This is a genomic window from Ensifer adhaerens, from assembly GCF_013283195.1.
GTDB lineage: Bacteria > Pseudomonadota > Alphaproteobacteria > Rhizobiales > Rhizobiaceae > Ensifer > Ensifer adhaerens_G.
The window spans coordinates 69,808-95,485 of the sequence record NZ_JABEKT010000006.1 but is presented as its reverse complement, the minus strand read 5'-3'; the positions used below and the strand labels follow the sequence as shown (position 1 = coordinate 95,485).

Below are 25,678 nucleotides of genomic sequence, written 5' to 3'. Positions count from 1 at the left end.
GACATGAACAAGAGACTTGCATCGCTTCTCGCCGCAGGCGTCTTTTCGCTTACAGCGTTCCACGCCCAAGCCGCCGACAAGGTGACACTGCAGCTGAAATGGGTCACGCAGGCCCAGTTCGCCGGTTATTACGTCGCCAAAGACAAAGGCTTCTACGAAGAAGAAGGCCTCGACGTCGACATCAAGCCCGGCGGCCCGGATATCGCGCCTGCCCAGGTGATTGCCGGCGGCGGCGCCGACGTCGTCGTCGACTGGATGCCGTCAGCGCTTGCCACCCGCGAAAAGGGCGTGCCCCTCGTCAACATCGCCCAGCCCTTCAAGAAGTCGGGCATGATGCTGACCTGCCTCAAGGAAAGCGGAGTCACCAGCCCGGACAAGTTCAAGGGCCATACGCTCGGCGTCTGGTTCTTCGGCAACGAGTATCCGTTCCTGTCCTGGATGTCGCACCTGAAGATTCCGACGGATGGCGGACCGAACGGCGTGACCGTGCTCAAGCAGGGCTTCAACGTCGATCCCCTGATCCAGAAGCAAGCGGCCTGCATCTCGACCATGACCTACAACGAGTATTGGCAGGTGATCGACGCCGGCATCAAGCCGGATGACCTCGTCACCTTCCAGTACGAAGACCAAGGCGTGGCGACGCTCGAAGACGGCCTTTATGTGCTCGAAGACAAGCTCAAGGATGCGGCCTTCAAGGAGAAGATGGTCAAGTTCGTGCGCGCCTCGATGAAGGGCTGGAAATACGCCGAGGAAAACCCGGATGAAGCAGCCGGTATCGTTCTCGAAAACGACTCGACCGGTGCCCAGACTGAAAAACACCAGAAGCGCATGATGGGTGAAGTTGCCAAGCTGACCGCCGGCTCGAACGGCGCGCTCGATGAAGCCGACTACAAGCGGACCGTGCAGTCTCTGCTTTCGGGCGGTTCAGATCCCGTTATCTCCAAGGAGCCGCAAGGCGCCTGGACGCACGAGATCACCGACGCGGCCCTGAAATAAGAAGAAACGAACCGAACAGCAGAAGAGGGTCGCGCGATATCAATCGCGCGGCCCTCTTCCGTTTCTGTACGGGCCGTTCATGTCCCGCCAGGGTTGCCTCGAACGTCCGGGCGTGGGGGTGGCAATTCGAGGCCAACGGGCGGTTGATGCGCCTCAATTGTCAAGATCGTGTCGAGATTGCAACCAAGACTGCAGAACGGGAGAAATATTGAGGAACCATCACTTCACCGCACTTGTAAGCACATGATGTCAAGATTACATAGGCGCGGATGTTTGTTGGAGGCAAGCAACACGGAGGAGTTCATTTTCCGAATGTTTTGCCTGCGGGATTAGGTCCCAGTTCTGCCTGCTCTCACGGTCTGATACCGTGTGAGCGGCGCATGAATACAATGGCCGTGCGCCTATGCCTTGTTTCGCTGGTCGGCGAAAACAGGTGTCGGCGAAACTGATAATCGCTTGATTGTGCAGGGATCCAGCCTTGAAAGGCGCAGATCCTCTTTATGTCGTTTCCGTTGCCGGGATTGTAAAGCCGATGGCTCACAAAGTAATACCTGCTCTCAGCGTTTGCGCTGCGATGATCATTGCCCCATTTTCAAGTGCATTTGCCGAGGACGCAGCCAAGGCTCCGCCGGCGCACAGCCTGCCATCAATCGTCGTGACAGAAGCCGTCGATCAGTCGATCAGCGATCGGGTGGTTGCAACCGGGACGATACAGGCGGTGGAGCAGGTTTATGTCGCGCCGCTGGTCGAGGGATTGTCGATCCGCTCACTGAATGTCGACATCGGTGACAAGGTCGAAGAAGGCAGCGTGCTGGTCGTTCTCAACGATGACGCGCTGCGGCTTGAAAAGAGCCAGCTCGAAGCCTCACTCGCCAAGGCGGAAGCCGGGCTTGCGCAACTCAACGCTCAGCTCAGTGAAGCCAAGGCAAATTCCGAGGAAGCGACACGCGTCAGCGATCGCAACGCGGAACTTGCCAAGAACGGCACCGTCTCGACAGCAGAGGCCGATCGTGTCCGCGCTCTTGCCGCAGCCACCCGCGCCCGGGTCCGCTCCGCCGAACAGGCCGTTGCCGTCTCCAACGCCGATATCAAGGTGGCGCAGGCCCAGATCGACGACATCGATCTCCGCCTCACCCGCACAGAGGTCAAGGCACCGGTCGCCGGCGTCATCTCCGCCAAGAACGCCAAGATCGGCGCGATCGCCAATGGCAGCGGCGAACCGCTGTTTGCGTTGATCCGCGATGGCGCTATCGAAATGAAGGCCGATGTCGCCGAAGCCGATATCATCAAGCTTGCCGTCGGCCAGCCAGCGACGATCACGCTTGCCGGCGGAAACACCAAGGTCGAGGGCGCCATTCGCCTGATCGCGCCGACGGTCGATCCCGTTTCGCGCCTCGGCACCGTCTTCATCAGCCTCAAGGACACTTCCAAGGCACGTTCCGGCATGTATGCCAACGCCATCATCACCGCTGAAGAGAAGACCGCTGTCGTTCTGCCGCAAACAGCGGTTACCAACGAGGACGGCAAGACCATCGTGCGCAAGGTCGAGAACGGCGTGGTGAACATCATTCCGGTGAAGACCGGCATCTCCGACGGCAAGTTCGTCGAGGTGGTCGAAGGGTTGAAGGCCGGCGAACAGGTCGTGGCCAGGGCCGGCGCCTATGTGCGCGACGGCGACCACATCAACCCCGTCAAATCAGCGCAACCAGCGACCAACTGACAGGAACCGTGACCATGAACTTCTCAGCCTGGTCCATCCGCAATCCGATCGCTCCGATCCTCGCCTTTTTCGTGCTGCTCGTGCTCGGCTATCAGTCGTTCAACAGCCTGCCGATCACCCGCTTCCCCAACATCGACGTGCCGATCGTATCGATCAGCGTGGCGCAGAGCGGCGCCTCGCCGGCCGAACTCGAGACCCAGGTTACGAAGGAAATCGAGGACGCGGTCGCCAGCGTCACCGGCGTCGACCATATCCAGTCGACGATCAATGACGGCACATCGACCACAGCCGTGATCTTCCGCATGGAAGTGCCGACGACGCAAGCCGTCCAGGACGTCAAGGACGCCATCGACCGTGTGCGCGGAGACCTTCCCACCTCGATCGAGGAACCGATCGTCTCCAAGGTCGACGTCGAGGGACAGGCGATCCAGACCTTCTCGGTCTCGGCACCCGGCATGTCGCTCGAAGAGCTCTCCTGGTTCGTCGACGACGTCATCAAGCGCGAAATTCAGGGCAAGAGCGGCATCGGCCGCGTCGACCGCTATGGCGGCGCCGACCGCGAGGTTCGCGTCGAGCTCAACGAGGACAAGCTGAACTCACTCGGCATAACCGCTGCCGACGTCAACGCCCAGCTTCGTCGCATGAACATGGACCTGGGCTCCGGCCGCGGCCAGGTGGGCGGCAGCGAGCAGGCAATCCGCACGCTCGGCGATGCCCGCAATGTCGATCAGCTCGCCAACACGATGATCTCGGTTCCGAGCGGGCGTTTCGTACGCCTTTCCGAACTCGGCACGGTGACCGACACCTATGAGGAGCCCCGCTCCTTCTCGCGCTTCAACGGCAATCCCGGCGTGACCTTCGCCGTCTTCCGCGCCAAGGGCGCCAGCGAAGTCAGCGTTGCCGAGACCGTCGCCAAGTCGCTGGAGAAGATCAAGGCAGCAAACCCTGACGTCACCATCGAGATGGTCGACGATTCCGTCTACTTCACCTACGGCAACTATGAGGCCGCGCTGCACACGCTGATGGAAGGCGCTTTGCTCGCCGTCATCGTCGTCATGCTGTTCCTGCGCAACTGGCGCGCCACGCTGATTTGCGCCGTCGCCCTGCCGCTCTCGGCAATCCCGACCTTCTGGGTCATGGAACTGCTCGGCTTTTCGCTCAACCTCGTCAGCTTCCTGGCCTTGACGCTCGCAACCGGCATTCTCGTCGACGACGCGATCGTCGAGATCGAGAACATCGAGCGCCATATCCATATGGGCAAATCGCCCTATCGGGCGGCAATCGAGGCGGCGGACGAAATCGGCCTTGCGGTTATCGCCACCACCTTCACGATCATCGCGGTTTTCATACCGGTGTCGTTCATGCCGGGCATCGTCGGTCAGTATTTCATCCAGTTCGGCCTGACCGTGGCCGTCTCGGTGTTCTTCTCGCTGCTGGTTGCGCGGCTGATCACGCCCGTCATGGCCGCCTACATGATGCGTCCGTCCAAACTGGAAGCACATCAGCTCGAAGACGGCTACCTGATGCGCAAGTATACGCGTCTGGTGCATGCGACGACGAAGCGCTGGTACATGCGCTATCTGACAGTGCTCGTCGCAATCGGCGTGACCGTGGCATCCGTGGTCGCACTGTTCATGTTCGTGCCGGGCGGGTTCCTGCCTCCGGACGACACGTCGCGCGTCAGCCTCTCCGTCGAACTGGCGCCGGACGCCATGCTCGAAGACACGGACCGCACGACTGCGCAAATCTACGAAAGGGTCAAGGACCTCGATGGCGTCGAAAGCGTCTTCGTGCTCGGCGGCGCCTCGCCCAAGGGCGACCTGGAACTGCGCCGGGCCACGGTGACGGTGCTTTTGGAAAAGCGCGATCACTCGCTTCTCAACAAGGTCGTCAACGACGTACTTGGCCGCTTGCCGGTCATCGGCCAATACCTGCCGAAACTTGAGCCGGAAGGCCGCATCATTCCTCAGGCGCAGATCGAAAAGGAAATCTTTGCCCGCGTCCGCGATCTGCCTGATGTCCGGGTGATCAAGCTCAACGACCGCGGCGAGCGAGAGCTGTCCTTCAACCTGCTTTCCAACAACGAGAAGGATCTGGACCAGGCAGTTGCCATGCTCGAAGCCAAGCTGCGCAGTGATCCGCTGCTGGCCAATGTCAGCCCTGACGGCGCCCTGCCCCGTCCGGAGTTGCAGATCCGTCCGCGGGACGAGCAGATGTCGCGCCTTGGCATCACCACCGCGCAGATCTCGGAAGTGATCCGCGTTGCCACCATCGGCGACATCGACGCGGCCCTGACGAAGATTGCCCTCGACGGCCGGCTCATCCCGATCCGCGTGCAGATCAATCGCGACTTCCGCACGGATATCGCCGCGATCCGCAATCTGAAGATCCAGACCGCTTCAGGCGCGACAGTGCCGCTGTCGAGTGTTGCCGACATCAACTATTCGGAAGGTCCGAGCTCGATCAAACGTTACGATCGCAACCGCGTCGTTGCGCTCGGCGCGGACCTGCCGATCGGCGTGGCGCTCAATACCGCCTCGGCTCGCTTCGAGCAGATCGCGGCCGAAGCCGAGATGCCAAGCACCGTGCAACTCCTCAAGAGCGGTGACGCCGAGGTTGAGGAGGAGATGCAGGTCAGCTTCGTCAACGCCATGCTGCTCGGCCTGATGCTGGTGCTGGTGGTGCTGATCCTGCTGTTCAAGGATGTGATCCAGCCTTTCACCATCCTGTTCTCGCTACCGCTCGCCATGGGCGGCGTCGCAGGTGGCCTGATCCTGACACAGAACTCGCTGTCGATGCCGGTTCTGATCGGCATCCTGATGTTGATGGGCATCGTCACCAAGAACGCGATCCTGCTGGTCGATTTCGGCATCGAGATGATGCACCACGGCATGGAACGCACGCAGGCAATGATCGAAGCAGGCCGCAAGCGCGCCCGCCCGATCATCATGACCTCGATCGCCATGTCGGCAGGCATGTTGCCCTCGGCGCTCGGCGTCGGCGAAGGCGGTTCGTTCCGCGCGCCGATGGCGATCGCGGTGATCGGCGGCATCATCGTCTCGACGGTGCTCAGCCTCGTCGTGGTCCCGTCCTTCTTCCTGATCATGGACGATCTGTCGCGCCTGCTCGCCTGGATCTTCGGCCGCTTCGTCGGCAAGAAGGACGAAGAAAACCTGCCGCTTGATCGCGAGGCGCTGACCGAACTCGTCAACGACCAGGGCAAGACGATCGAGGGGCTGGAAGAGCGCCTGAAGACGATCGAGGACGGCCAGCCAAAGGGCAAGTCCACGGGCAAGGTGATCAACCATCCGGCGCTTGCCGCCGAATAGCCGGCACAAATCGCCTGACAATCGGGCCCGCACCCACCGGTGCGGGCTTTTTTGTGAAAATTGTTTGATCGAGGTCAAATCACGTTTCAAAAGCCCGGCTACCCTGATGTGACTTTTGTTTAGGGCCGGTGCGATGAAGACCTTGCGATTGAACTCGAATGACAAAGCGGTGCTGCTCGGCTCCCGCTTCTTCGAGACGCTGTCAGCGGCAGCGTCCGATGCCATTCTCGAAGGCGCCGTGGTAACCAACCACGAGGAACACGACATCCTGTTTCAGCAGGACGAACCCGTCGACAGCGTCTTCTGTGTCCTGTCCGGTCTCGTTCGGGTCTATCGGCTCGGCAAGGACGGACGCGAGGCCGACATCGCCGTTTTCCCCAAGGGTGAACTTTTCGGCGAAAACGCCATGTTCCTCGGCAACCGCGCCACCGCCAACGCGCAGGCGATCGGGTCCTCGACCATTGCCCGCCTCGACAGCCGCAATCTGCGCAAGCTCGCCGAACAATATCCGGATATCGCCCAGGCCCTGATGGAGCTGCTCTGCCGGCACGGCCAGATGGCCGAGGATTGCCTTGCGGAAGATCGCCTGCTGACGGCACCTCAGCGTGTCGCCAGCTACATACTCGGGCACTGCCCGGATGGCTCGACCACCTTCTCGTTCCGGCTGCCGTTCCAGAAGAATGTGCTGGCCGGCAAGCTGGGCCTGGCACCGGAGGCGCTCTCGCGTGCCTTTTCGGCGCTTCGTCGTTCTGGCGTCACCGTCAAGGGGCGCATGATCGAGATCCATGACCGCCAGGCGCTGGAGCGCTTCTAGCGATAACAGACAATCTCGGCATCAGAGCTGCGTCTGATCCTCCGTGATAGCGACGACGCGATTGCTTTGTCGCGGGTCGCTTCGCCGCCACCTTGCTCGGGCCTTAAAGCCCACCGTGCAACGTCAGGAAATCGACGATCCGGTTGACTCCGTCGCCACGTTTCATGTCGGTGAAGACAAAAGGCTTGTCCGCCCGCATCCGGGTTGCGTCGCGATCCATGACGTCGAGGTCGGCGCCGACATAGGGCGCGAGATCTAGCTTGTTGATGACAAGCAGGTCAGACTTGGTGATCCCGGGCCCACCCTTGCGCGGGATTTCCTCGCCCTGGCAGACGGAGATGACATAGATCGTCAGGTCGGCGAGATCAGGGGAGAAAGTGGCAGCCAGATTGTCGCCGCCAGATTCGATGAAGACGACATCAAGATCGGGAAAACGCCGGTTGAGATCGGCGATCGCTTGCAGGTTGATCGTCGCATCCTCGCGGATCGCCGTGTGCGGGCAGCCGCCGGTCTCCACGCCGACGATGCGGTCGGACGGCAGCGCCTGCATGCGCACCAGCGCCTCGGCATCTTCCTTTGTATAGATGTCATTGGTAACGACGGCGACGGAGTATTTCTCCCGCATCGCCTTGCAGAGCTTGTCGGTCAGTGCCGTCTTGCCGGAGCCGACAGGCCCGCCAATGCCGACGCGCAGAGGACCATTCTTCGATGCCATGTGACATTCCTTTTCAAGGCCGAGCTCACGCTTCAGGAGCGGAAAAGCCGCGAATGCAGGGTTTCGTGTCTGAGGGATGAAATATCGGCCGTGATCGTGGCCGAGCCAAGATCGTCCAGCGATGCGGCGCTAGCCTTTCGCGCGACCTCGGCAATCGTCGGCTCCAGTGCCGCGATCAGGCCGACGCCGTCACGCTGGCCGGTGACGCCACAGCGGATGGCCACCGATACGGCGTTCGAAACCGACGCGTGCAGATAGGCGGCAATCGCCGGCTCGAGGCCCGTCGCATGGGCGCTGGCAACGGCACCGACGGCGACCGGATAGGCAACGCCCTCACCCAGCCGCTCAAAGACGGGATGCGGCCAATGCCGCGCGGCAGCAAGAAAGGCCTCGCCCTGCAGCAGGGTTTCCATGTGCCGCTCGCGGCTCGTCGCTATCGCTTCGGCCAGTGCGATGACGGATGCAAGTCGCAGCGGATCATCGAAGGCGCGATAGGCCTCGCCGAGCAACACCGCGTCATTCCAGCCGGATCCGTGGCAAAGCAGCGCCTCCAGCCACCGCCGCAGGCTTTCGGCATCGCCGACATGACCATCGTGAACCGCTTGCTCCAATCCGTTCGAATAGGAGAAGGCGCCGACCGGAAAGGCCGGCGACAGCCAGGCCACGAGGCGAAGAAGCGCCTGCGTGTCGATCCGTTCAGCCATGGTGATGGTGATGGCCGTGATCGTGGCCGCCGGCTGCATGGTAAGCGCCACGCAGCGGATGGAAAGGCTCGGAGATTTCCTCAACCGTGGCTCCCAGCCCCTCGAGCATCGTCCGAATGACCGGATCGCGAGAAATCAGAATACGCCCGGTCTCGATCTGCGCCGGCAGATGGCGGTTGCCCAGATGCCAGGCCAGCTCGACGAGATGCAGCGGGTCGCGCGGGCGGATTTCGTAAAGCGCCTCGGGTGCGGCAAGAATGCGGATATGGCCGCCCCCTTCGAGCACAAGAAAGTCGCCGTCGGCCAGCATCACCGCTTCCTTGAGGTCAAGCATGACGACATCGTCGTTTTCGAGATGCAGCAGCTTGCGGCGCAGATGGCGTGCATCATGCGCCAGGGTGATGCTGTGCAGCGGTGTCTTGTCCTTTGGCCCGGGCGAGAGCACCTCGGTCGAACGATAGGGCATGTCAGAGCACCTCGACCTTTTCCGGATGCACGAGTTCGATGCGCGCTTCGATCAGCAGATCCGCCATTGCGGCCTGAAAAGCCTTCAGATGCGGTTCGGCGAAATGCGCGTCGACGGCCGCCTTGTCCTTCCAGGTTTCGACGAACACCAGCGTGTCGGGGTCGGCAGGCTTTTGATAGAGCTCGTAGCTGATGCAGCCCGCCTCGCGACGTGTGGCCTCGATCAGCGGTACGGCCAGCGGCAGGACTTCCGCGCCCTTGCCCGGGTGTGCCGTCAGATAAGCGATAATGTAAACCATTGAACCCTCGACATCTTTTTCACATCGCAGTGTAGCAATAAAAAACCCCGGCGCTAGCACCGGGGTTTCAAAAATCGGCCCATTCGCCAGCCTGATCAGGCTGCGAGCTTCTGCGACTTCAGCGTTTCGAGAATGTTCTGCGGCGAGGAAACGCCATAGGGGTCGCTGTCGCAGTTGTCGGAATAGCCTTCTTCCTCGAACCACTGCACGACAACGCCGTTGTCGACGACGGCAGCGTAGCGCCAGGAGCGCATGCCGAAGCCGAGATTGTCCTTGGCGACCAGCATGCCCATCTTGCGAGTGAACTCGCCCGAACCATCCGGGATCAGCTTGACGTTTTCGAGGTTCTGCGACTTGCCCCAGGCGTTCATCACAAAGGCGTCGTTGACCGAGATGCAGTAGATTTCGTCAACGCCTTCAGCGTTGAATTCGGCCGTCAGCTTTTCGAAGTCGGGCAGCTGGAAGGTCGAGCAGGTGGGCGTGAAGGCGCCCGGCAGCGAAAACAGAACGACGCGCTTGCCGGCGAAGTAATCGTCGGAGGAAACGTCCTGCCAACGGAACGGGTTGGAGCCGCCGACGGCTTCATCGCGGACGCGGGTGCGGAACGTTACGGACGGTACTTTTCTGCCGAGCATGGTCATCTCCTTCAGTGCGGGCACTCGATCGCGAGCGGCCTTGGGAGAACATTCGCAGTCGAGGAAAATATCAGCCCGCTTCCTACCGGAAATTCCGCTGCAGTGCAGCACGAAAGGCAGCGAATCCCGCCGGTGCATGGCAGGCATGCGGAGAGCGCATGCCTGGAGAGAGCGTATCAAACCCGGCCATGTCTCAGTTGTGAAGCCGCAAAGACAGGCCGAGGGTGGAAGGCAAGGGATTCCACAAACCCGTCTGCAATCCCGCTTCTCTCAGCGCCCGCGCCGTCCAGGTGTTGCAACCGAACAGGGCATTGAATGTGCCTTCCGCCTCGAAGAAGCGATCGGCATAGCCATAGGAAAAGCCTTCGACCGGAATGACGGCGCTGCCGTTCCTGGCAAAGCTGCCGGCGATGAACGTCATCAGATTTTCGAATTCGCCACGCTCCAAGCCTACGCTTGCGACCGACGGCTGAGGCTCGACGATCGGACCGGCGATATCCACGTGCATCACCGAGCGATCAAGCGTCAGCGCCCTGAAGACCGGCATCGGCTTCAGCTCCGACCATGTCGGCGTTTCCAGATAGAAGGAACGGCCGCCCCAACCGAAGATCAGCCATCGGCCTTCCGGGTGATCCAATGGCACGCCCGCCTCGCCGGCGAAGCCGAACCGCGCGCGGGTCTCCTCATTGAGCGGAATGGCGATATCGGTGTGGATCGGACCGGAGAGGATCAGGATGCGTTCGCCGATGGTCGTCGATGCTGCCGCCGTCGCCGTCGTCGGCAGCAGGGGCCGGGGCACGATGGTTCCAAGGACGACAGCGAGCACAAGTGCCGACACGCCATATGCGGTCCATCTGAGGACCCGCCAAAAACCGCCTTTTCGAGACAATGCCGTTTGCCGCTCAGAACAGGAAATAGCGCTGGGCCATCGGCAGCACGGTCGCCGGCTCGCAGGTGAGAAGCTCGCCGTCGGCACGCACCTCATAGGTCTCCGGATCGACCTCGACATGCGGGGTCAGGTTGTTGTGGATCATCGATGCCTTGCCGATGCCGCCGCGCGTGTTCCTGACCGCAACCAGCTGCTTGGCGACGCCGAGCCTGGCCGTAAGCCCGGCATCGAGCGACGCCTGCGATACGAAGGTAACGGAGGAATTCGTGCGGCTCTTGCCATAGGCGCCGAACATCGGCCGGTAGTGCACCGGCTGCGGTGTCGGGATCGAGGCGTTGGGATCGCCCATGGGTGCTGCCGCGATCGTTCCGCCGATCACCACCAGATCGGGTTTTACGCCGAAGAAGGCCGGGTTCCAGAGGACGAGGTCGGCGCGTTTGCCGACTTCGAGTGAACCGAGCTCATGGCTGAGACCATGGGCGATCGCCGGGTTGATGGTGTATTTTGCGATGTAGCGTTTGACCCGGAAATTGTCGTTGTCGCCGGTTTCCTGCGGCAGTGCGCCACGCTGGCGCTTCATCTTGTCGGCGGTCTGCCAAGTGCGGATCGCCACCTCGCCGACACGACCCATCGCCTGGCTGTCGGACGAGATGATCGAGAAGGCGCCGATATCATGCAGGATGTCTTCGGCAGCAATCGTCTCCTTGCGGATGCGGCTTTCGGCAAAGGCGATATCTTCCGGGATCGACGGCGACAGGTGATGGCAGACCATCAGCATATCCAGGTGTTCGGCAAGCGTGTTCCTGGTGTAGGGCCGGGTCGGGTTGGTCGACGAGGGAATGACGTTCGGTTGGCCGCAGATCTTGATGATGTCGGGCGCGTGGCCACCGCCGGCGCCTTCCGTGTGGAAGGCATGAATGGTGCGGCCCCCGATCGCCGCGATCGTGTCCTCGACGAAGCCGCTCTCGTTCAGCGTATCCGTGTGGATCATCACCTGCACGTCGTACTCGTCGGCAACACTGAGGCAGCAATCGACGGCAGCCGGCGTCGAGCCCCAGTCCTCATGCAGCTTCAGCGATGTGGCACCCGCCAGCACCATCTCCACCAGTGCGCCGGGAAGCGAGGCATTGCCCTTGCCGGCAAAGGCAAGGTTCATCGGAAAGGCATCCGCCGCCTCGATCATGCGGGCGAGATGCCAGGGGCCGGGCGTGCAGGTGGTTGCAAGCGTCCCATGCGCGGGGCCCGTGCCGCCGCCGAGCATGCAGGTGAGCCCGCTCATCAGCGCTTCCTCGATCTGCTGAGGGCAGATGAAGTGGATGTGGCTGTCCATCCCGCCGGCGGTGACGATCTTGCCCTCACCCGCGATCACCTCGGTGCCGGGGCCGACGATGATCGTCACCCCGGACTGCATGTCCGGATTGCCGGCCTTGCCGATTGCCGCGATGCGCCCGTCCTTCAAGCCGATATCGGCCTTGACGATACCCCAGTGGTCGACGATCAGCGCGTTGGTGATGACAGTGTCGACGGCACCCGACGCCCGCGTCACCTGGCTTTGGCCCATGCCGTCGCGGATGACCTTGCCGCCGCCGAATTTCACTTCCTCGCCATAGGTGGTGAAGTCCTTCTCCACCTCGATGAAAAGCTCCGTATCGGCGAGCCGAACCTTGTCGCCGACCGTCGGGCCGAACATGTTGGCATAGGCCGCGCGCGACATCTTGTAGGGCATGGGTTCAGGCTCCTAGGGACAAGTCTGACGAAGAAGAGGAGAGACGGCGAAGACGGCCTTCGGCCACAAGCGCGTCGACATAGCGACGCTCGGCGCCGAAGGGGTGCAGCGCCCAGCCGGCATGGCCGAACCCGGCAAGGACGATATCATCGTCGGCCGATGCGAAACCGGAGAGCACGTCGGCGATCACAACCATACCACTCGACGGAACGACGTAAGGGGTGGGCGCAAACTGCGCCAAATCCCCGTCCAGTTGCTCATGCGCGCCGACGGAAATGATCCGATGCGCCCGACCGGTCGACACCGCAAAACTCTCGAAACCGGCGGTATAGTCATCGCAGAAATCATCGAGGTCCGGATGCGTTTCAGCCAATGCCGCGCGCATGCCGGCAAACTTCTCAGCCGACCGCACGCACCAGATCTCGCGGGATTGGCGCACTGCGGCGCTGTTCTTCCAGCGGCCACCTCCGAGCATGGCAAGGGCCGGCCTCCCGGTATTGCAGACAGCGACGATATCGGTCTTCGTTCCACCGGCGCCAACCGACCGGCAGTCGTTGAAGCGAATAACGACGTCGGCCGCATCGATGGTGGCGGCAGCCCCCTCCGGCACCTCTCCGTTCCCGACGATCATGATGGTGCGGCGAGCCATGTGAGCTAGTTTTCCGTGGGCTCGAGCAAAGCTTTGAGTTCTTCGGTGCGCGCCGTGGTCAGTTGGGCCAGGCAGCCGGACACCAGCATCGGCTCCATCGATCCGCCCCTCGCCTCGAAGCCTGCAAGCTCGCACTGGCCGTCCCGATAGCCAATCCAGGCGCGTTGCGCCTTTTTCAACGCCTCCTCCGCACCGACATAGTCGGCGCTGATGTCGCCAAGCTCCGCGTCCTTGGCGCGCATGGCCGCGACGGTCTGCTTGTAGACGGTATTGAGTTCGGTATCGGCCGCCTCATACTCCTCGTTGGCGCAGATGTTCATATCAGCCTGCGTCGTCGCATTGCCGCAATCGACATCCTCCTGCGCCAGGGCAGGCATGGCGCCCAGCAGCAAGGCGCCGGCAACAAGCATCGTTCGCATCTTCATCTCTATAGCTTTCCCATGACCTGCTGGCGGAATCCGAAAACCTCGCGCTTGCCCGAAAGCGGAATGAGCGTGACCTGCCGTTTCTGCCCTGGCTCGAAACGCACAGCGGTGCCGGCGGGAATGTCGAGCCGCTTGCCACGGGCAGCGCTGCGGTCGAAATCGAGCCCGGCATTGGTTTCGGCAAAATGGTAGTGGCTGCCGACCTGCACCGGCCGGTCGCCGGTGTTGGAAACCTCGATGGTGACCGTCTCCAGCCCGTGGTTGAGTTCGATTTCGCCGCTTGCGGCAATGATTTCCCCTGGGATCATGTCTTGCTCACTCCCCTCTCAAGCCGCGTCGGCGTCGGCGCAGCCTTGCGGCTTCAGCACCCGCTCGGTCGATGCCGGATATTTCACAAGCAGCGCGGCGGGTCGCACCGGGCGACGGGTAAACTCGCCGCCGCAGTTCGGGCAGGATCCGCCGAGCTTGCCTTCGACGCAATCGGCGCAGAAGGTGCACTCGAAGGTGCAGATCATCGCTTCGCGGCTGTCGGGCGGCAGATCCTTGTCACAGCATTCGCAATTCGGGCGCAGTGCCAGCATCTTCCAGCCTCCTCAGCGGATCGGTTCGTGCACGGTGACGAGCTTGGTGCCGTCAGGGAAGGTCGCCTCCACCTGGATGTCGTGGATCATTTCGGCAATGCCTTCCATCACCTGCGCCCGGGTAATCACATGGGCGCCCGCCTCCATCAATTCCGCGACCGATCGGCCGTCACGCGCGCCTTCGACGACGAAGTCGGTGATCAGTGCGATCGCTTCTGGATGGTTGAGCTTGACGCCGCGCTCCAGGCGACGACGGGCAACCATCGCGGCCATGGAAATCAACAGCTTGTCCTTTTCGCGCGGGGTAAGATTCATGCGTCGCCACCGGTTTGATTGCGGATTAGAGGACCCAGACTTTCGGCACTGTCTTCTGCTTGCGCAAGTGCGAAATGACCGGAATGAGGGTTTTTCTGAGCGAGAAGCCGTCGGCTGCCGCAAAGCGCCCGACCAGCTTGTCGCGGCCGGCGATCTGGATGTGGCTGACACCTCCACCCGCCTCAGTGTCGATGAGCGTGCGCAGCTGCGGAAGCAGCATCTCGCAATCGGGTCCGGTGTAAAACAGCGTCGCAAACGCCACGCGACCACGAAGGATGGCAGTCCGGGCGACAAGGGCGGCGATATCGTCGGCAAAGGTCAGGTTTTCCGCGTGCAGCAACCTGTCATCGACGCGAATGCGCCAGCGGTCGCGAAAGAGGCCTGCCTGCATCACCTCACCCATGGCCTTGCGGCCGAGAAGCACGGCCTCGACGGCCAGCAATGTCGCGTCGCCGTCAAGCTCGACGTCGAGCGAGCGCGTCAGCGACGCCCGATCGAACAGGATCGTTTCCTGCGGCAGCCAGTCGACCCGCGCTCCGGCCGCCACCTTGATGCGTGTCGCGACCTCGACCGTGCCGGCACTTGCCTTATAGATCTTCTCGCAGGCCTGCGTGGTGACGGTCAGCTCGGTCGCGGGACCGGCTTCGATCTCCCAGTCCATGCGGTCGCCGCCGGTGAGCCCACCCGACGAATTGATCAGTACGGCTTCCATGGAACTGTCGAAGGTTTTCGGCAGCCGGATCTTGGCGCAGCCCTCCTGGTAAAGCTCGGCAATACGCGTGCGCCCGACGGCCGCTTTCGCGACCAGCCGTCCCTTTCCGAATGCCCGCTGCGGGGCGATGGTTGCCGCATTGCTCATATTCATCGTCCGACATCGTCGGCATCCTGAGGCGCCAAGTCAAGCTGTTGTTTTGCAAAGAAAATCAGCAGCGTGGTCGCTTTATGAGCAGCGGGTGCTCATCAAACAGCCACCCTCTCAGGCGACCCTGTCCGGCGGCTCGCGCCCGTCGAAGAAGGCAGTGATGTTGTCGACCACCTTCATGCCCATGGCAACGCGCGTTTCCTCGGTCGCACTGCCCAGATGCGGCAGCAGGACGACGTTCTCGAGCGCCCTTAACCCTGCCGGTACATGTGGTTCGGCCTCGAAGACGTCGAGGCCGGCACCCCTGATCACGCCGTTCGTCAACGCCTCGATCAGTGCCGGCTCATCAACCACGTCGCCGCGCGCGGTGTTGACGAGATAGGCTGCCTTTTTCATCTTCGCCAGACGCTCTGCATTGATGAGATGCCGGTTCTCGCCGCCACCCGGGCAATGCAGCGAAACGAAGTCGGCGACCTCAAGCACCTCGTCGACGGTATCGAGCTGGCGCGCGCCGTAGCGCGCGGCTTCCGCCGCATCGACGCGCGAGCGGTTGTAGAACACCACCTCCATGTCAAAGCCAAAATGACAGCGTTTCGCCATCGCCTTGCCGATGCGGCCGAAACCGATGATGCCGAGCGTCTTGCCGGTCACTTTGGCTCCGATCATGTGCGTCGGCCGCCAGCCGGCCCATTCGGCCGCCCTGATCTGGCGCTCGCCCTCGCCCGCGCGTCGTGCAACGGTCAGCAGCAGCGTCATGGCGATGTCGGCGGTGCAATCGGTCAGAACGCCGGGCGTGTTGGTCACAACGACGTTGGCGGCCTTGGCGGCGGCGACGTCGATGTGGTTGTAACCGACGCCATAGTTGCCGAGAATCCTTGCCCTTATGCCGCCACCGTCAAACAGGCTTGCCGGCAGGCGGTCGGAAACCGTCGGCAGCACGGCATCAAAATCGCGTAGCGCCTGCGCCAGCTGATCCGCCGACATCGGTGCATCGTTCTCGTTCAGCAGGACATCGAACCGCTCGGCCAACGCGCGCTCGACCGCTTGCGGCCATCGGCGGGTGACGAGAATGCGCGGCTTGGAACTCATGGAGCAACCTCTGAAAACAGAATCGTTCGGCGATAGTGCACGAAATGGCAGCGAGGGACAGCCTTGCGCTGGCGCATGTCGCGCAAAAGTGTGCCGCGGTTTTGCGATAACGACATGCGCAAAAACAAGAACTTAAAGCGCGCCAAGCGAATCTGAAAGATCGCGGCGCGCTTTTGCGGAGCGAAAGCCGCGTTGCGCGAGCCCCTGCTCGCGTAGAGCACGTTGTCGAAGCGTCACCACATCCGCCGAGACACTCGTCCAGACGCGAAAAGCCCGGCGATCGCTCGCCGGGCTTTCGAAGTTCTGACGTGGTTCAACTAACCTCGAAGCGAGATTTACTCGTTTTCGAAGTAGCTGTACTTGCCGTCTTCACCCTTCTTCCAGGTGTACATGACGTAGTCCGGACGGGTGATGTCGCCCTTTTCGTCATAGCCGAGTTCGCCGATGGCGGTCTTGAACGGGCCCTTGGCCTTGATCGCTTCGGCAACGGCCTGCGGATCGGTGGTGCCACCAGCCTTGGCAGCTTCAGCCACAACCTGCAGAGCAGCGTAGGCGTAGAGCGTGTAGGCTTCCGGCTCAAAGCCGGCAGCGCGGAACTTTTCGACGAGTTCCTTGGCAGCCGGGTTCTTGCGCGGATCCGGAGCAAACGTCATCAGCGTGCCGTCAACGGCGTCGCCGGCGATGGAAGCCAGTTCGTTCGAAACGATACCGTCGCCCGACATCAGGGTAGCCTTGAGGCCCTGGTCCTTCATCTGGCGCATGATCAGGCCGGCTTCGGTGTGCAGACCGCCGTAGTAGACGATCGAGACGCCGGCTTCCTTCATCTTGGCGATAAGGGCCGAGAAGTCCTTGTCGCCGGTGTTGATGCCTTCATAGAGGGCTTCATTGAGGCCGGCTTCGTTCATCGACTTCTTGGTTTCATCGGCAAGGCCCTGACCATAAGGGGTCTTGTCGTGAATGACGGCGATCTTGGCGTCCTTGTGGTTGGCAGCAAGGAATGCGCCGGCAACGGCACCCTGCTGGTCGTCACGACCGCAGGTGCGGAAGGTGTTCCAGAGGCCGCGTTCGGTGAACTGCGGGTTGGTGGAAGCCGGCGTTACCTGCAGGATGCCGTTTTCGGCATAGACTTCGGAAGCCGGGATGGACACGCCCGAGTTGAAGTGGCCGACAACGAACTTCACGCCGTCAGCAACGAACTTGTTGGCGACCGATACGCCCTGCTTGGCGTCGGAAACGTCGTCGCCGAGCACAACCTTGATCTGTTCCCCATTGATGCCACCGGCAGCATTGATGTCTGCAGCAGCCTGTTCGGCACCTTTCTGCAGCTGTGCGCCGAAGGCAGCATTCGGGCCCGTCAGCGGGCCAGCAACGCCAACGAGAATATCAGCCCATGCGGTGCCGCTGAAAGCGACCATCGCCGACAGGGCAACGGCCGACAGAAGAGACTTTTTCATTTTGTTACTCCCAATTATCCGAGCGGGTCTCGTTACCAACCTGCGCAATGCCCACCTTAATTCGCGCCGGTATTTCTTTCGCACCGGCCGCGGCGGCCGGCGCGCGCTGTTCCCTTTATTTGGCTTTCCAGGAGAAAGGCGAAGCCTTCTCATAGAGCCAATAGTAGTTATTGGTCATTTGCTTGGTCCGGTAGTACCGGAAACCTACGGTAGCAAACAACAAAAGTACGACCGTGTCTACGATATAGTAATGCAGACTGAACATCGTGCCTTCGAAGAGGGCGTGGTGCACAAACCGAATACCAAGCCCCAAAAGCGCCACGTAGACAAAGAGGCGCGGAAGCTCCTCCCAGCCCTCGGCGACACTCTTTCCCGTCCTCCACGCGGTCCAGCCGCCCAGAACACAGGTGATGAAAAGAAACTGCCAGATCGACACTTCTTCGTAGAGAATACCCTGCATGTCACAAACTCCAGATGCGGCGCATCAGTGGCGGCCGCCTTCAAGATAGGCCGCGCGGACTTCCGGATTGGCGAGCAGTTCCTTGCCCGAGCCGCTCATCGTCACGCGGCCGTTGACCATCACGTAACCGCGGTCGGAAAGCTTCAAGGCGCCGAACGCATTCTGCTCGACGAGGAACACGGTGAGCCCCTCTTCCTTGTTCAGCTTCTTGATGGCTTCGAAGATGCCCTTGACGATCAGCGGTGCCAGGCCGAGCGAGGGTTCGTCCAGCAACAGGAGTTTCGGACGCGCCATCAGCGCGCGGGCGATCGACAACATTTGCTGCTCGCCGCCGGACAGCGTGCCGCCACGTTGAGCCTGACGCTCCTTCAGCCGCGGGAACAGCGTGAACACTTTCTCGACGTCCTGGCTGAAGTGCTTGAGATTGTCGAGGCTTGCGCCCATCTGCAGGTTTTCGAACACGGTCATCCGCGGGAAGATACGACGACCTTCCGGCGACTGCGCGATGCGCAGACGGGCGATCTCGTGCGTCGGCATACGGGTAATGTCCTCGCCTTCGAAGATCACCGCGCCGGTGCGGGCCTGCGGGCTGCCGCAGATCGTCATCATCAGGGTCGATTTGCCGGCGCCATTGGCGCCGATCAGGCAGACGATTTCACCGCGGTGCACTTCGACATCGACGCCGCTCAGCGCCCGGATATTGCCGTAGTAGGTTTCGACGGCCTTTACTTGCAGGAGAGGCGCACTCATTTCTTGGAGCCTCCCTGTCCGCCTTCGATTTCCTCGATTTGTTCGATCACCTCTTCAACCTCTTCATCCTCGACACCCAGATAGGCCGCAATGACCCGCGGATCGTTCTTCACGAAATCCGGGTTGCCGTCGGAAATCTTCTGGCCGTATTCCAAAACGACCACGTGGTCGGAAATCTCCATGACCACCGACATGTCGTGCTCGATCAGCAGGATCGACGTGCCGGTTTCGGCGCGAATGCCCCGCAGTAGCTCATTGAGCGCCAAGGATTCACGCGGGTTGAGGCCGGCGGCCGGCTCGTCGAGGCACAGAAGCTCAGGCCCGGTGCACATGGCACGGGCGATTTCGAGCCGTCGTTGAGCGCCATAGGGCAGATCGCCGGCCGGATCATCGGCGCGATCGACCAGCGACGCCTTTTCCAGCCAATGGCGCGCAAGCTCGATCGATTCCTTCGAGGCCTGCTTGTAGGCGGGAAAGCCGAGCAGCCCGAGGACGGTATAACCGGATGCCTGCATCAGCTTGTTGTGCTGCGCAACCAGCAGGTTTTCGAGCACCGTCAGACCGGAGAACATCCGGATGTTCTGGAACGTGCGTGCGACCTTGGCATGCTTGGTGATCTCGAAATCCGGCAGGCGCTCCAGCAGATATTCCTTACCGGACTTCTGCTTCATGGTGATCATGCCCATCGTCGGCTTGTAGAAGCCGGTGATGCAGTTGAACACCGTGGTCTTGCCGGCTCCGTTCGGGCCGATCAGCGCGGTGATGTCACCGCGATAGGCTTCGAAGGAGAAGTCGTTGATGGCCATGAGACCGCCGAAGCGCATCGACAGGTGCTCAACCGAGAGAATGGGGTCTTTTTTCATTGTCGTTGTCTCGAGGGCCATCAGCCATGCCCTTCCTTGGTAAAGCTGCCGGAGATCGCCTTGCGTTCGCGCAGGAACGCCGTCGGTTCACGCGAGCCGACGAAGCCCCGCGGTTTCCAGACCATGACGACGACCATCGCCAGACCGAAGATCAGCATGCGGTAGAGTTCAGGCGTGAAGTCCGGCCCGAAGACCGCCTTCAGGAAGGAAAGTTCGCGCAGGATTTCCGTGCCGCCGATCATCGCCACTGCGGCAATGGCGATGCCGGTCAGCGAACCCATGCCGCCGAGAACCACGATCGCCAGGATAACGGCGGATTCGAGGAAGACGAAGGATTCCGGCGAAACGAAGCCCTGGCGCACGGCGAAGAACGAGCCGGCAATGCCGCCGAACATGGCGCCCGTGGCAAAAGCCGTCAGCTTGGTTGTGACCGTGTTGATACCGAGCGAGCGGCAGGCAATCTCGTCTTCGCGCAGCGCTTCCCAGGCGCGACCGATCGGCATGCGGCGAAGGCGGATGGTGACGTAGGCAGTCAGAAGGGCGAGCGCCAGGATCAGGTAGAACAGGAAGATCTTGTAATAGGCCGACGACATGGGAAGCCCCATCAACGCAGCGAAACCGTCCTTGGATGCGTCGAACTTGATGCCGAACAGCGTTGCCTTGGCGATACCGGAGACGCCGAACGTCCCCTTGGTCACCTCGGTCCAGTTTATGAGCACAAGCCGGATGATTTCCCCGAAGGCGAGCGTGACGATCGCGAGATAATCACCCCTCAGCCTCAAGACCGGGAAGCCGAGGATCATGCCCCAGAAGGCGGCAAGGATACCGGCGACCGGCAGCAGGATCCAGAACGAAAGCCCGAAATAGGTGGACAGCAGCGCGTAGGAATAGGCGCCGACCGCGTAGAAAGCGACATAGCCAAGGTCGAGCAGGCCAGCGAGACCGACGACGATGTTGAGGCCCCAGGCGAGCATCACGTAGATCAGGATCTGAACACCGAAGTTATCGACCCATTTCAGCGAACCCTGAACACCGACAAGTGCAACGATGACCGGCGGATAGAGAATGAGCGCTGCAATGGCGATCTTCGAGAAGTTCCGCTTGAAGAAGGTCTCTTCCTTGACGACGTCCTCAGCCTCTGCCTTGGCCGCCTTACGGCGCGCCATGGCGGGCTGGATATAGGCAACCATCAGAAACCGGCCGACGGCCGCGACGATCACGAAGATCGCAAGCAGACCCCAGCGCTGGTTGAGCACCAGTTCGTTGCGAATGTTCTGGTCGGTTTTCAGACCGACGAACAGCACGAAGAGGCCGAGAGAGATCAGGCCCGCGAAGACAGCCTCGCGCAGGGCCCGCGCCGTCAGGTCACTGCCGGCGCTTGCAGATGTAGAAGCAATGTTTGCCATTGAATTATACCTTCTCGACTTCCGGTCGTCCGAGTATGCCAGACGGCTTGAAGATCAGGACGATTGCGAGAATGGAGAACGTCGCAACATCCTTGTAGTCGATGGTGAAATAAGCGGACCAGAGGGACTCGATGAGGCCGATCAGCAGCCCGCCGAGAACAGCGCCCGGCAAGGAGCCGATGCCGCCAAGAACTGCCGCAGTAAAGGCCTTGACCCCTGGAACAAATCCGTCGGTAAAGACGACCACACCATAATACATCAAGTACATGGTGCCGGCGACGGCAGCGAGTGCCGCGCCCATGATGAAGGTCACCGAGATGGTACGATCGACGTCGACACCGAGCAATGCCGCCATCTTGCGGTCCTGTTCGGTCGCGCGCTGGGCCCGCCCGAGTGGCGTCTTGTTGACGATGTACCAGAACACGGACAAGAGGATCGCCGTGATGATGATGATGATGATCTGCTTCAGCGAAACCGTGATGCCCATCACCTCGTAAACCGAGGAAACCATCGGTGGGATCGGCTTGTTGCGCGGTCCCTGCGTGACCTGGATGAAGTTCGACAATGCGATCGACATGCCGATTGCCGTGATCAGCGGGGCGAGCCGGAACGATCCGCGCAGCGGCCGGTAGGCCACCTTCTCGATCGTCCAGTTCCAGAGCGCTGCCGTCAGCATGCCGACGACCATCATCAGCAGCAGGGCAAGTACAACCGGTATGCCGGCCATGAATGTTGTGAGAAGCAGAAAGACAATCAAAGCGGCAAAACCGCCGAGCATGAAGATATCGCCGTGGGCGAAGTTGATCATGCCAATGATGCCGTAGACCATGGTATAACCAATTGCGATCATACCATAAATAGACCCAAGAGTCAGCCCGTTGACGAGCTGCTGGACGAAATACTCCATCAATCTTCCCCTGGACCAGATCCATAAGGTCCGGTCTCTTGTTTTTTGAGCTCATTGTTGAGCGTTCTGTTTGATCGATTCCATACCTCTTTCAAACGAAAAGAAAAGCTAAAAAACGTGGGACCGGCAAAATCTTCGCCGATAAAATCGATTTGACGCTTTTGAAGTCAAAAAAAACAAAAAAAATGCACGTCTCGCCTGCGCAATAGTCAACTTTAGTCTAAAACCGCGTGCAATCCCGTCTGTGGATGAATCGGCAAGCAACAAGACCATCTTGCCGATCCGACCTCCTCAAGCACGCATGCGTTGACCATTTGCGTCGAACAATGGGTAGGGTTGCAGCCGCGCCGGCAGGATCTCGCCGAGCAGTTCAATCGCCCAGCCCCCCTGCTCATCGGCGATCTCCTTGGGCACATAGCCGAGCGCCACCGACACGCCGCTGGCATGGGCATAGCCGCCCGACGTCACCCAGCCACGCACGGCGCCGTCGAAGTAGATCGGTTCGTCGCCGATGACATCGGCATCGCGTGTCTCAATCAGGAAGGTGCGCAAACGAAGCCGCCCGCCTTCGGCCTTCTCGGCGATTGCCGCCGCTTTTCCAATGAAATCCGTGGGTTTGCCGAGCGCCACGAACCGATCGAGCCCGGCCTCCAGCGGACCGTAGAGCGGCCGATACTCGCGCGACCAGCTGCCGAACGATTTTTCGACCCGCAGCGCGTTCAGGGCACGAAGGCCAAACAGCCGGATGCCGGATGCAGCCCCCTTTTCCAGAATCAGATCGAACAGGTAGCGCTGATATTCCGGCTTCATCCAGATCTCGTAGCCGAGATCGCCGGTATAGCTGACGCGGCCGACGACAACGGGCGCCATGCCGAGATCCATCCGGCGAATGTCCATGAAGGCAAAGGCCGAATCACCGACGTCGAGATGGGTCAGCGCCGCCAGCACGTCCCGCGCCTTCGGCCCGGCGATCGACAGACCGACCAGTTCAAGCTTCAGCGGGCGGATCGAGACCGAGCCATCGTCCGGCAGATGCGCCTCGAACCAGCGCATATGGTAATCCTCGGCGATGCCGGAGCCGATAAGAAGGAAATCCTGCTCGCCAAGCCTGGCAAGCGTGAAGTCGCCGATCAGCTTGCCGTCATCCTTCAGCATCGGCGCCAGCGACATCCGGCCTTTCGCCGGGATACGGCAGGCGAGCATCCGGTCGAGCCAGGCTTGCGCCCCACCTCCCTTGATCTCGTATTTGGCAAAACCCGAGGTTTCCATCAGCCCGACCGAGGTTCGCACCGCACGGGCTTCATCGCCGACCGTGTCGAAATCGGTCGAGCGGCGCCAGGAGAAGTGATCCTCGACACCGGCGGGCGCAAACCAGAGCGGCGTCTCCAGGCCATAGGACGCGCCGAACACAGCACCGGCCGCCTTCAGCCTGTCGTAGATCGGCGTCGTCAACAGCGGCCGGCCTGCCGGCAGTTCCTCGTTGGGATAGCGGATCGAGAAGCGGCGCGAATAGTTCTCGCGAACCTTGGCGTTGGTATAGGCAAGCGTGGCGAAATCGCCGTAGCGCGCCACGTCCATGGCGAAGACATCGAAGCCCGGATCGCCTTCGATGATCCAGTTGGCAAGCGCCAGTCCGACGCCGCCGCCCTGGCTGAAGCCAGCCATGACGGCGCAGGCCGACCAGAAATTGCGCAAGCCCCTAACCGGCCCGACCAGTGGGTTTCCGTCCGGCGAAAAGGTGAAGGGGCCGTTGATGACCTTCTTGATGCCGGCCTTGTTGAAAGCCGGGAAATGCCGGAAACCGACTTCGAGTTCCGGCGAAATGCGGTCGATATCTTCGGCGAGAAGTTCATGGCCGAAATCCCAGGGCGTGGTCACCGGCGACCACGGGCGGCAGGCTTTCTCATAGGTACCCATCAGCATGCCCTGACGTTCCTGACGCAGGTAGATCTCGCCGTCGAAATCGACGCAGTGCATCAGCTCCTTGCCGCGCGTCTGGTTGAACTCGATGACTTCAGGCATGTCCTCGGTGATGAGGTACATGTGTTCCATCGCCAGCACCGGCAGCTCCAGCCCGACCATGCGCCCGACCTCGCGCGCCCAGAGACCGGCGGCATTGACCACATGCTCGGCGATGATCTCGCCCTGATTGGTGATGACGCGCCAGGAGCCGTCCTCGCGTTGCACCAGATCCTCGACCTTGGTGTGCAGGTAGATCTCGGCGCCATTCTTCTTGGCCGACTTGGCATAGGCATGGGTGGTGCCATAGGGATCGAGATGGCCCTCGACCGGGTCGAACACCGCGCCGACGAACTGATCGGGGTCGAGCAGCGGCATCAGGTCATGCGCTTCCTTCGGCGTCAGCAGCTCGGCCTCGAGCCCCATGTAACGGCCCTTGGCGAGGATCGACTTCATCCAGTCGAAACGCTCCTTGGTCGCAGCCAGCATCATGCCCGAGGTCATGTGCAGGCCGATATCCTGGCCGGAATAGTCCTGGATCTCCTTGTAGAGCTCGACGGTATATTTCTGCAGCTTGGCGACGTTGGGGTCGCCGTTGATCGTGTGCATGCCGCCGGCCGCGTGCCAGGTCGAACCGGAGGTCAGCTCCGACCGCTCCAGGAGCACCACATCGGTCCAGCCGAACTTCGTCAGGTGATAGAGGATCGAGCAACCGACAACGCCGCCACCGATGACGACGACTCTGGCATGGCTTTTCATGCGCGCACTCCGCTTTCCCGCGCATCCGGGTGGTACGCGGCTCAGTTTTCAAGGGAAAAGGATCAGGCACGACTGCCGTCCGCCGAGGTCCGCTCCTGTACTGGAACGGCAAGTGGCGAACACGCAGAAGCCTAGTCAGAAAGACGGCTGCGATAAAGACGTGGCTGCGAAGGACGCTTGTCCGTTTCCGCCATCCGCTGGCGGATCGGCGACCCAAATGCGGCATACGATGCCGCATTTGTTTTTAGAGCGCCGCACGTCCGTCCGGACGTGCAAAGGTCGCTCGCAGATCTAAAACGCGGTGCCCAGGACCGAAAACCGAATCGAACTTCGGTCCTGGGCGCTATTCGGAGAAAGCAGCCGAAAGATCGAACGGACGACCCATCGTCATCAGGTCCTCGAACAACGATTCGGCAAAGCTGCGCGAAACGATCAGCTCGAAGACATCCTCACCGGTGCGCGCCAGGTTGATGGCAATATGGCCACACAGCACGTTGGTGCTGCCGCAGAGCACGAAGGCCGCAGGGTGAAGATCAACGCCAATGCCCTTGGCAAGGATCTGCCGCGCCGACGGCCCGGAAAGGCGCATGAGAACGCGGCCGTCGCTGTGGTCGACCACATGCGCCTGCGTGCCGCACAGCATGTCGAGACGGCGCATGAGCCCGACAGGCGTGTCGACGCCGGACACCACCAGCCACTCGCCCGGCCCGCAATAACGCAGCGACAGGTCAGGCGTCGACGAAAGCGCCCGCTCCACCGCCGCGTCCAGCCCGACATGGGCGAGCACCGTAGCAATCGCCTGCCAATGGCCGACTTCGAGGTGATCCGCATGCGCGGGCTTCGGTGCACCGCGCAGCTTCTGGTCGAGCGCGTGGCGGTTGTTGTAATCGCGAACCATCAGCGCCTC

The 25,678-nt window shown here is 61.4% G+C and carries 26 protein-coding genes; 4 read left to right on the top strand and 22 right to left on the bottom strand.

What is annotated here, in order from left to right; genetic code table 11:
• Nucleotides 1-3: 3 nt before the first annotated feature.
• The 4 genes from LPJGGPFB_RS31790 (at nt 4) to LPJGGPFB_RS31775 (ending at nt 6,859) form a co-directional block, all read left to right on the top strand.
• On the top strand, nt 4-996 hold the full coding sequence (locus LPJGGPFB_RS31790; RefSeq protein ID WP_173423905.1) for an ABC transporter substrate-binding protein: 993 nt from the start codon (nt 4-6) through the stop codon (nt 994-996).
• A 532-nt stretch (nt 997-1,528) separates the two neighbouring features.
• Nucleotides 1,529-2,716 carry an efflux RND transporter periplasmic adaptor subunit gene (locus LPJGGPFB_RS31785; protein ID WP_173423904.1) on the top strand — a complete coding sequence of 396 codons (1,188 nt, stop codon included), beginning with the start codon at nt 1,529-1,531 and terminating at the stop codon, nt 2,714-2,716.
• Between the two features lie 14 nt (nt 2,717-2,730).
• Complete coding sequence (locus LPJGGPFB_RS31780) at nt 2,731-6,045, top strand: efflux RND transporter permease subunit (protein ID WP_173423903.1); 3,315 nt, start codon at nt 2,731-2,733, stop codon at nt 6,043-6,045.
• A gap of 133 nt (nt 6,046-6,178) precedes the next feature.
• The gene (locus LPJGGPFB_RS31775; protein WP_173423902.1) at nt 6,179-6,859 is read left to right on the top strand and encodes a Crp/Fnr family transcriptional regulator; all 681 of its coding nucleotides are present in this window, start codon (nt 6,179-6,181) and stop codon (nt 6,857-6,859) included.
• A gap of 103 nt (nt 6,860-6,962) precedes the next feature.
• On the opposite strand, the gene ureG is transcribed toward LPJGGPFB_RS31775, so the two are convergent.
• From ureG to LPJGGPFB_RS31665, 22 genes are all read right to left on the bottom strand, one after another.
• Nucleotides 6,963-7,574 (bottom strand): urease accessory protein UreG, encoded by a 612-nt coding sequence (gene ureG, locus LPJGGPFB_RS31770; RefSeq protein WP_173423901.1) that lies wholly within the window; start codon nt 7,572-7,574, stop codon nt 6,963-6,965.
• Between the two features lie 32 nt (nt 7,575-7,606).
• Nucleotides 7,607-8,278, bottom strand: coding sequence for an urease accessory protein UreF (locus LPJGGPFB_RS31765; protein WP_173423979.1), 672 nt, complete (start codon nt 8,276-8,278; stop codon nt 7,607-7,609).
• Nucleotides 8,271-8,744 (bottom strand): urease accessory protein UreE, encoded by a 474-nt coding sequence (gene ureE / locus LPJGGPFB_RS31760; protein ID WP_173423900.1) that lies wholly within the window; start codon nt 8,742-8,744, stop codon nt 8,271-8,273. The genes LPJGGPFB_RS31765 and ureE overlap by 8 nt, the downstream gene beginning before the upstream one ends.
• A 1-nt stretch (nt 8,745) precedes the next feature.
• A complete protein-coding gene (locus tag LPJGGPFB_RS31755; RefSeq protein WP_173423899.1) occupies nt 8,746-9,042 on the bottom strand; it encodes a putative quinol monooxygenase in 297 nt (98 codons plus the stop codon).
• Between the two features lie 95 nt (nt 9,043-9,137).
• A complete protein-coding gene (locus tag LPJGGPFB_RS31750) occupies nt 9,138-9,677 on the bottom strand; it encodes a peroxiredoxin (protein WP_173423898.1) in 540 nt (179 codons plus the stop codon).
• Nucleotides 9,678-9,870: 193 nt separating this feature from the next.
• Nucleotides 9,871-10,566, bottom strand: coding sequence for a TIGR02117 family protein (locus LPJGGPFB_RS31745; RefSeq protein WP_234903168.1), 696 nt, complete (start codon nt 10,564-10,566; stop codon nt 9,871-9,873).
• A 13-nt stretch (nt 10,567-10,579) separates the two neighbouring features.
• Nucleotides 10,580-12,292 (bottom strand): urease subunit alpha, encoded by a 1,713-nt coding sequence (ureC, locus tag LPJGGPFB_RS31740; protein WP_173423896.1) that lies wholly within the window; start codon nt 12,290-12,292, stop codon nt 10,580-10,582.
• A 4-nt stretch (nt 12,293-12,296) separates the two neighbouring features.
• A complete protein-coding gene (locus LPJGGPFB_RS31735) occupies nt 12,297-12,941 on the bottom strand; it encodes a Urease operon accessory protein (RefSeq protein ID WP_173423895.1) in 645 nt (214 codons plus the stop codon).
• A gap of 5 nt (nt 12,942-12,946) precedes the next feature.
• Nucleotides 12,947-13,360 (bottom strand): lysozyme inhibitor LprI family protein, encoded by a 414-nt coding sequence (locus tag LPJGGPFB_RS31730; protein WP_173423894.1) that lies wholly within the window; start codon nt 13,358-13,360, stop codon nt 12,947-12,949.
• A gap of 8 nt (nt 13,361-13,368) precedes the next feature.
• The gene (locus LPJGGPFB_RS31725) at nt 13,369-13,674 is read right to left on the bottom strand and encodes an urease subunit beta (RefSeq protein WP_173423893.1); all 306 of its coding nucleotides are present in this window, start codon (nt 13,672-13,674) and stop codon (nt 13,369-13,371) included.
• Between the two features lie 18 nt (nt 13,675-13,692).
• A complete protein-coding gene (locus LPJGGPFB_RS31720) occupies nt 13,693-13,947 on the bottom strand; it encodes a DUF1272 domain-containing protein (protein WP_173423892.1) in 255 nt (84 codons plus the stop codon).
• Between the two features lie 12 nt (nt 13,948-13,959).
• Nucleotides 13,960-14,262: an urease subunit gamma gene (locus LPJGGPFB_RS31715; protein ID WP_025428139.1), complete on the bottom strand. Its 303-nt coding sequence runs from the start codon at nt 14,260-14,262 to the stop codon at nt 13,960-13,962.
• A gap of 25 nt (nt 14,263-14,287) precedes the next feature.
• The gene (locus LPJGGPFB_RS31710) at nt 14,288-15,121 is read right to left on the bottom strand and encodes an urease accessory protein UreD (protein WP_173423891.1); all 834 of its coding nucleotides are present in this window, start codon (nt 15,119-15,121) and stop codon (nt 14,288-14,290) included.
• 117 nt (nt 15,122-15,238) lie between these two features.
• Nucleotides 15,239-16,213 carry a 2-hydroxyacid dehydrogenase gene (locus LPJGGPFB_RS31705; RefSeq protein ID WP_173423890.1) on the bottom strand — a complete coding sequence of 325 codons (975 nt, stop codon included), beginning with the start codon at nt 16,211-16,213 and terminating at the stop codon, nt 15,239-15,241.
• A gap of 335 nt (nt 16,214-16,548) precedes the next feature.
• Nucleotides 16,549-17,667, bottom strand: coding sequence for a branched-chain amino acid ABC transporter substrate-binding protein (locus tag LPJGGPFB_RS31700; protein WP_025428142.1), 1,119 nt, complete (start codon nt 17,665-17,667; stop codon nt 16,549-16,551).
• A gap of 115 nt (nt 17,668-17,782) precedes the next feature.
• Complete coding sequence (locus tag LPJGGPFB_RS31695) at nt 17,783-18,127, bottom strand: DUF6867 family protein (RefSeq protein ID WP_173423889.1); 345 nt, start codon at nt 18,125-18,127, stop codon at nt 17,783-17,785.
• 24 nt (nt 18,128-18,151) lie between these two features.
• Nucleotides 18,152-18,877, bottom strand: coding sequence for an ABC transporter ATP-binding protein (locus LPJGGPFB_RS31690; protein WP_173423888.1), 726 nt, complete (start codon nt 18,875-18,877; stop codon nt 18,152-18,154).
• Nucleotides 18,874-19,761, bottom strand: a complete 888-nt coding sequence (locus tag LPJGGPFB_RS31685; protein WP_173423887.1) for an ABC transporter ATP-binding protein — start codon at nt 19,759-19,761, stop codon at nt 18,874-18,876. Before LPJGGPFB_RS31685 ends, LPJGGPFB_RS31690 begins: the two co-directional genes overlap by 4 nt.
• A complete protein-coding gene (gene livM / locus LPJGGPFB_RS31680; RefSeq protein ID WP_173423886.1) occupies nt 19,761-21,146 on the bottom strand; it encodes a high-affinity branched-chain amino acid ABC transporter permease LivM in 1,386 nt (461 codons plus the stop codon). The genes LPJGGPFB_RS31685 and livM overlap by 1 nt, the downstream gene beginning before the upstream one ends.
• A 4-nt stretch (nt 21,147-21,150) precedes the next feature.
• On the bottom strand, nt 21,151-22,053 hold the full coding sequence (locus LPJGGPFB_RS31675; protein WP_173423885.1) for a branched-chain amino acid ABC transporter permease: 903 nt from the start codon (nt 22,051-22,053) through the stop codon (nt 21,151-21,153).
• 291 nt (nt 22,054-22,344) lie between these two features.
• Nucleotides 22,345-24,771, bottom strand: coding sequence for a GcvT family protein (locus tag LPJGGPFB_RS31670; RefSeq protein WP_173423884.1), 2,427 nt, complete (start codon nt 24,769-24,771; stop codon nt 22,345-22,347).
• Nucleotides 24,772-25,114: 343 nt separating this feature from the next.
• Entirely contained in the window at nt 25,115-25,669 is a 555-nt protein-coding gene (locus LPJGGPFB_RS31665; RefSeq protein ID WP_173423883.1) for a sarcosine oxidase subunit gamma, read from the bottom strand.
• Nucleotides 25,670-25,678: the final 9 nt, after the last annotated feature.

Coding starts and splice junctions, on each gene's coding strand:
- LPJGGPFB_RS31790 (WP_173423905.1), top strand. CDS start 4: ATGAACAAGAGACTTGCATCGCTTCTCGCCGCAGGCGTCTTTTCGCTT.
- LPJGGPFB_RS31785 (WP_173423904.1), top strand. CDS start 1,529: ATGGCTCACAAAGTAATACCTGCTCTCAGCGTTTGCGCTGCGATGATC.
- LPJGGPFB_RS31780 (WP_173423903.1), top strand. CDS start 2,731: ATGAACTTCTCAGCCTGGTCCATCCGCAATCCGATCGCTCCGATCCTC.
- LPJGGPFB_RS31775 (WP_173423902.1), top strand. CDS start 6,179: ATGAAGACCTTGCGATTGAACTCGAATGACAAAGCGGTGCTGCTCGGC.
- ureG (WP_173423901.1), bottom strand. CDS start 7,574: ATGGCATCGAAGAATGGTCCTCTGCGCGTCGGCATTGGCGGGCCTGTC.
- LPJGGPFB_RS31765 (WP_173423979.1), bottom strand. CDS start 8,278: ATGGCTGAACGGATCGACACGCAGGCGCTTCTTCGCCTCGTGGCCTGG.
- ureE (WP_173423900.1), bottom strand. CDS start 8,744: ATGCCCTATCGTTCGACCGAGGTGCTCTCGCCCGGGCCAAAGGACAAG.
- LPJGGPFB_RS31755 (WP_173423899.1), bottom strand. CDS start 9,042: ATGGTTTACATTATCGCTTATCTGACGGCACACCCGGGCAAGGGCGCG.
- LPJGGPFB_RS31750 (WP_173423898.1), bottom strand. CDS start 9,677: ATGCTCGGCAGAAAAGTACCGTCCGTAACGTTCCGCACCCGCGTCCGC.
- ureC (WP_173423896.1), bottom strand. CDS start 12,292: ATGCCCTACAAGATGTCGCGCGCGGCCTATGCCAACATGTTCGGCCCG.
- LPJGGPFB_RS31735 (WP_173423895.1), bottom strand. CDS start 12,941: ATGGCTCGCCGCACCATCATGATCGTCGGGAACGGAGAGGTGCCGGAG.
- LPJGGPFB_RS31730 (WP_173423894.1), bottom strand. CDS start 13,360: ATGCGAACGATGCTTGTTGCCGGCGCCTTGCTGCTGGGCGCCATGCCT.
- LPJGGPFB_RS31725 (WP_173423893.1), bottom strand. CDS start 13,674: ATGATCCCAGGGGAAATCATTGCCGCAAGCGGCGAAATCGAACTCAAC.
- LPJGGPFB_RS31720 (WP_173423892.1), bottom strand. CDS start 13,947: ATGCTGGCACTGCGCCCGAATTGCGAATGCTGTGACAAGGATCTGCCG.
- LPJGGPFB_RS31715 (WP_025428139.1), bottom strand. CDS start 14,262: ATGAATCTTACCCCGCGCGAAAAGGACAAGCTGTTGATTTCCATGGCC.
- LPJGGPFB_RS31710 (WP_173423891.1), bottom strand. CDS start 15,121: ATGAGCAATGCGGCAACCATCGCCCCGCAGCGGGCATTCGGAAAGGGA.
- LPJGGPFB_RS31705 (WP_173423890.1), bottom strand. CDS start 16,213: ATGAGTTCCAAGCCGCGCATTCTCGTCACCCGCCGATGGCCGCAAGCG.
- LPJGGPFB_RS31700 (WP_025428142.1), bottom strand. CDS start 17,667: ATGAAAAAGTCTCTTCTGTCGGCCGTTGCCCTGTCGGCGATGGTCGCT.
- LPJGGPFB_RS31695 (WP_173423889.1), bottom strand. CDS start 18,127: ATGCAGGGTATTCTCTACGAAGAAGTGTCGATCTGGCAGTTTCTTTTC.
- LPJGGPFB_RS31690 (WP_173423888.1), bottom strand. CDS start 18,877: ATGAGTGCGCCTCTCCTGCAAGTAAAGGCCGTCGAAACCTACTACGGC.
- LPJGGPFB_RS31685 (WP_173423887.1), bottom strand. CDS start 19,761: ATGGCCCTCGAGACAACGACAATGAAAAAAGACCCCATTCTCTCGGTT.
- livM (WP_173423886.1), bottom strand. CDS start 21,146: ATGGCAAACATTGCTTCTACATCTGCAAGCGCCGGCAGTGACCTGACG.
- LPJGGPFB_RS31675 (WP_173423885.1), bottom strand. CDS start 22,053: ATGGAGTATTTCGTCCAGCAGCTCGTCAACGGGCTGACTCTTGGGTCT.
- LPJGGPFB_RS31670 (WP_173423884.1), bottom strand. CDS start 24,771: ATGAAAAGCCATGCCAGAGTCGTCGTCATCGGTGGCGGCGTTGTCGGT.
- LPJGGPFB_RS31665 (WP_173423883.1), bottom strand. CDS start 25,669: ATGGTTCGCGATTACAACAACCGCCACGCGCTCGACCAGAAGCTGCGC.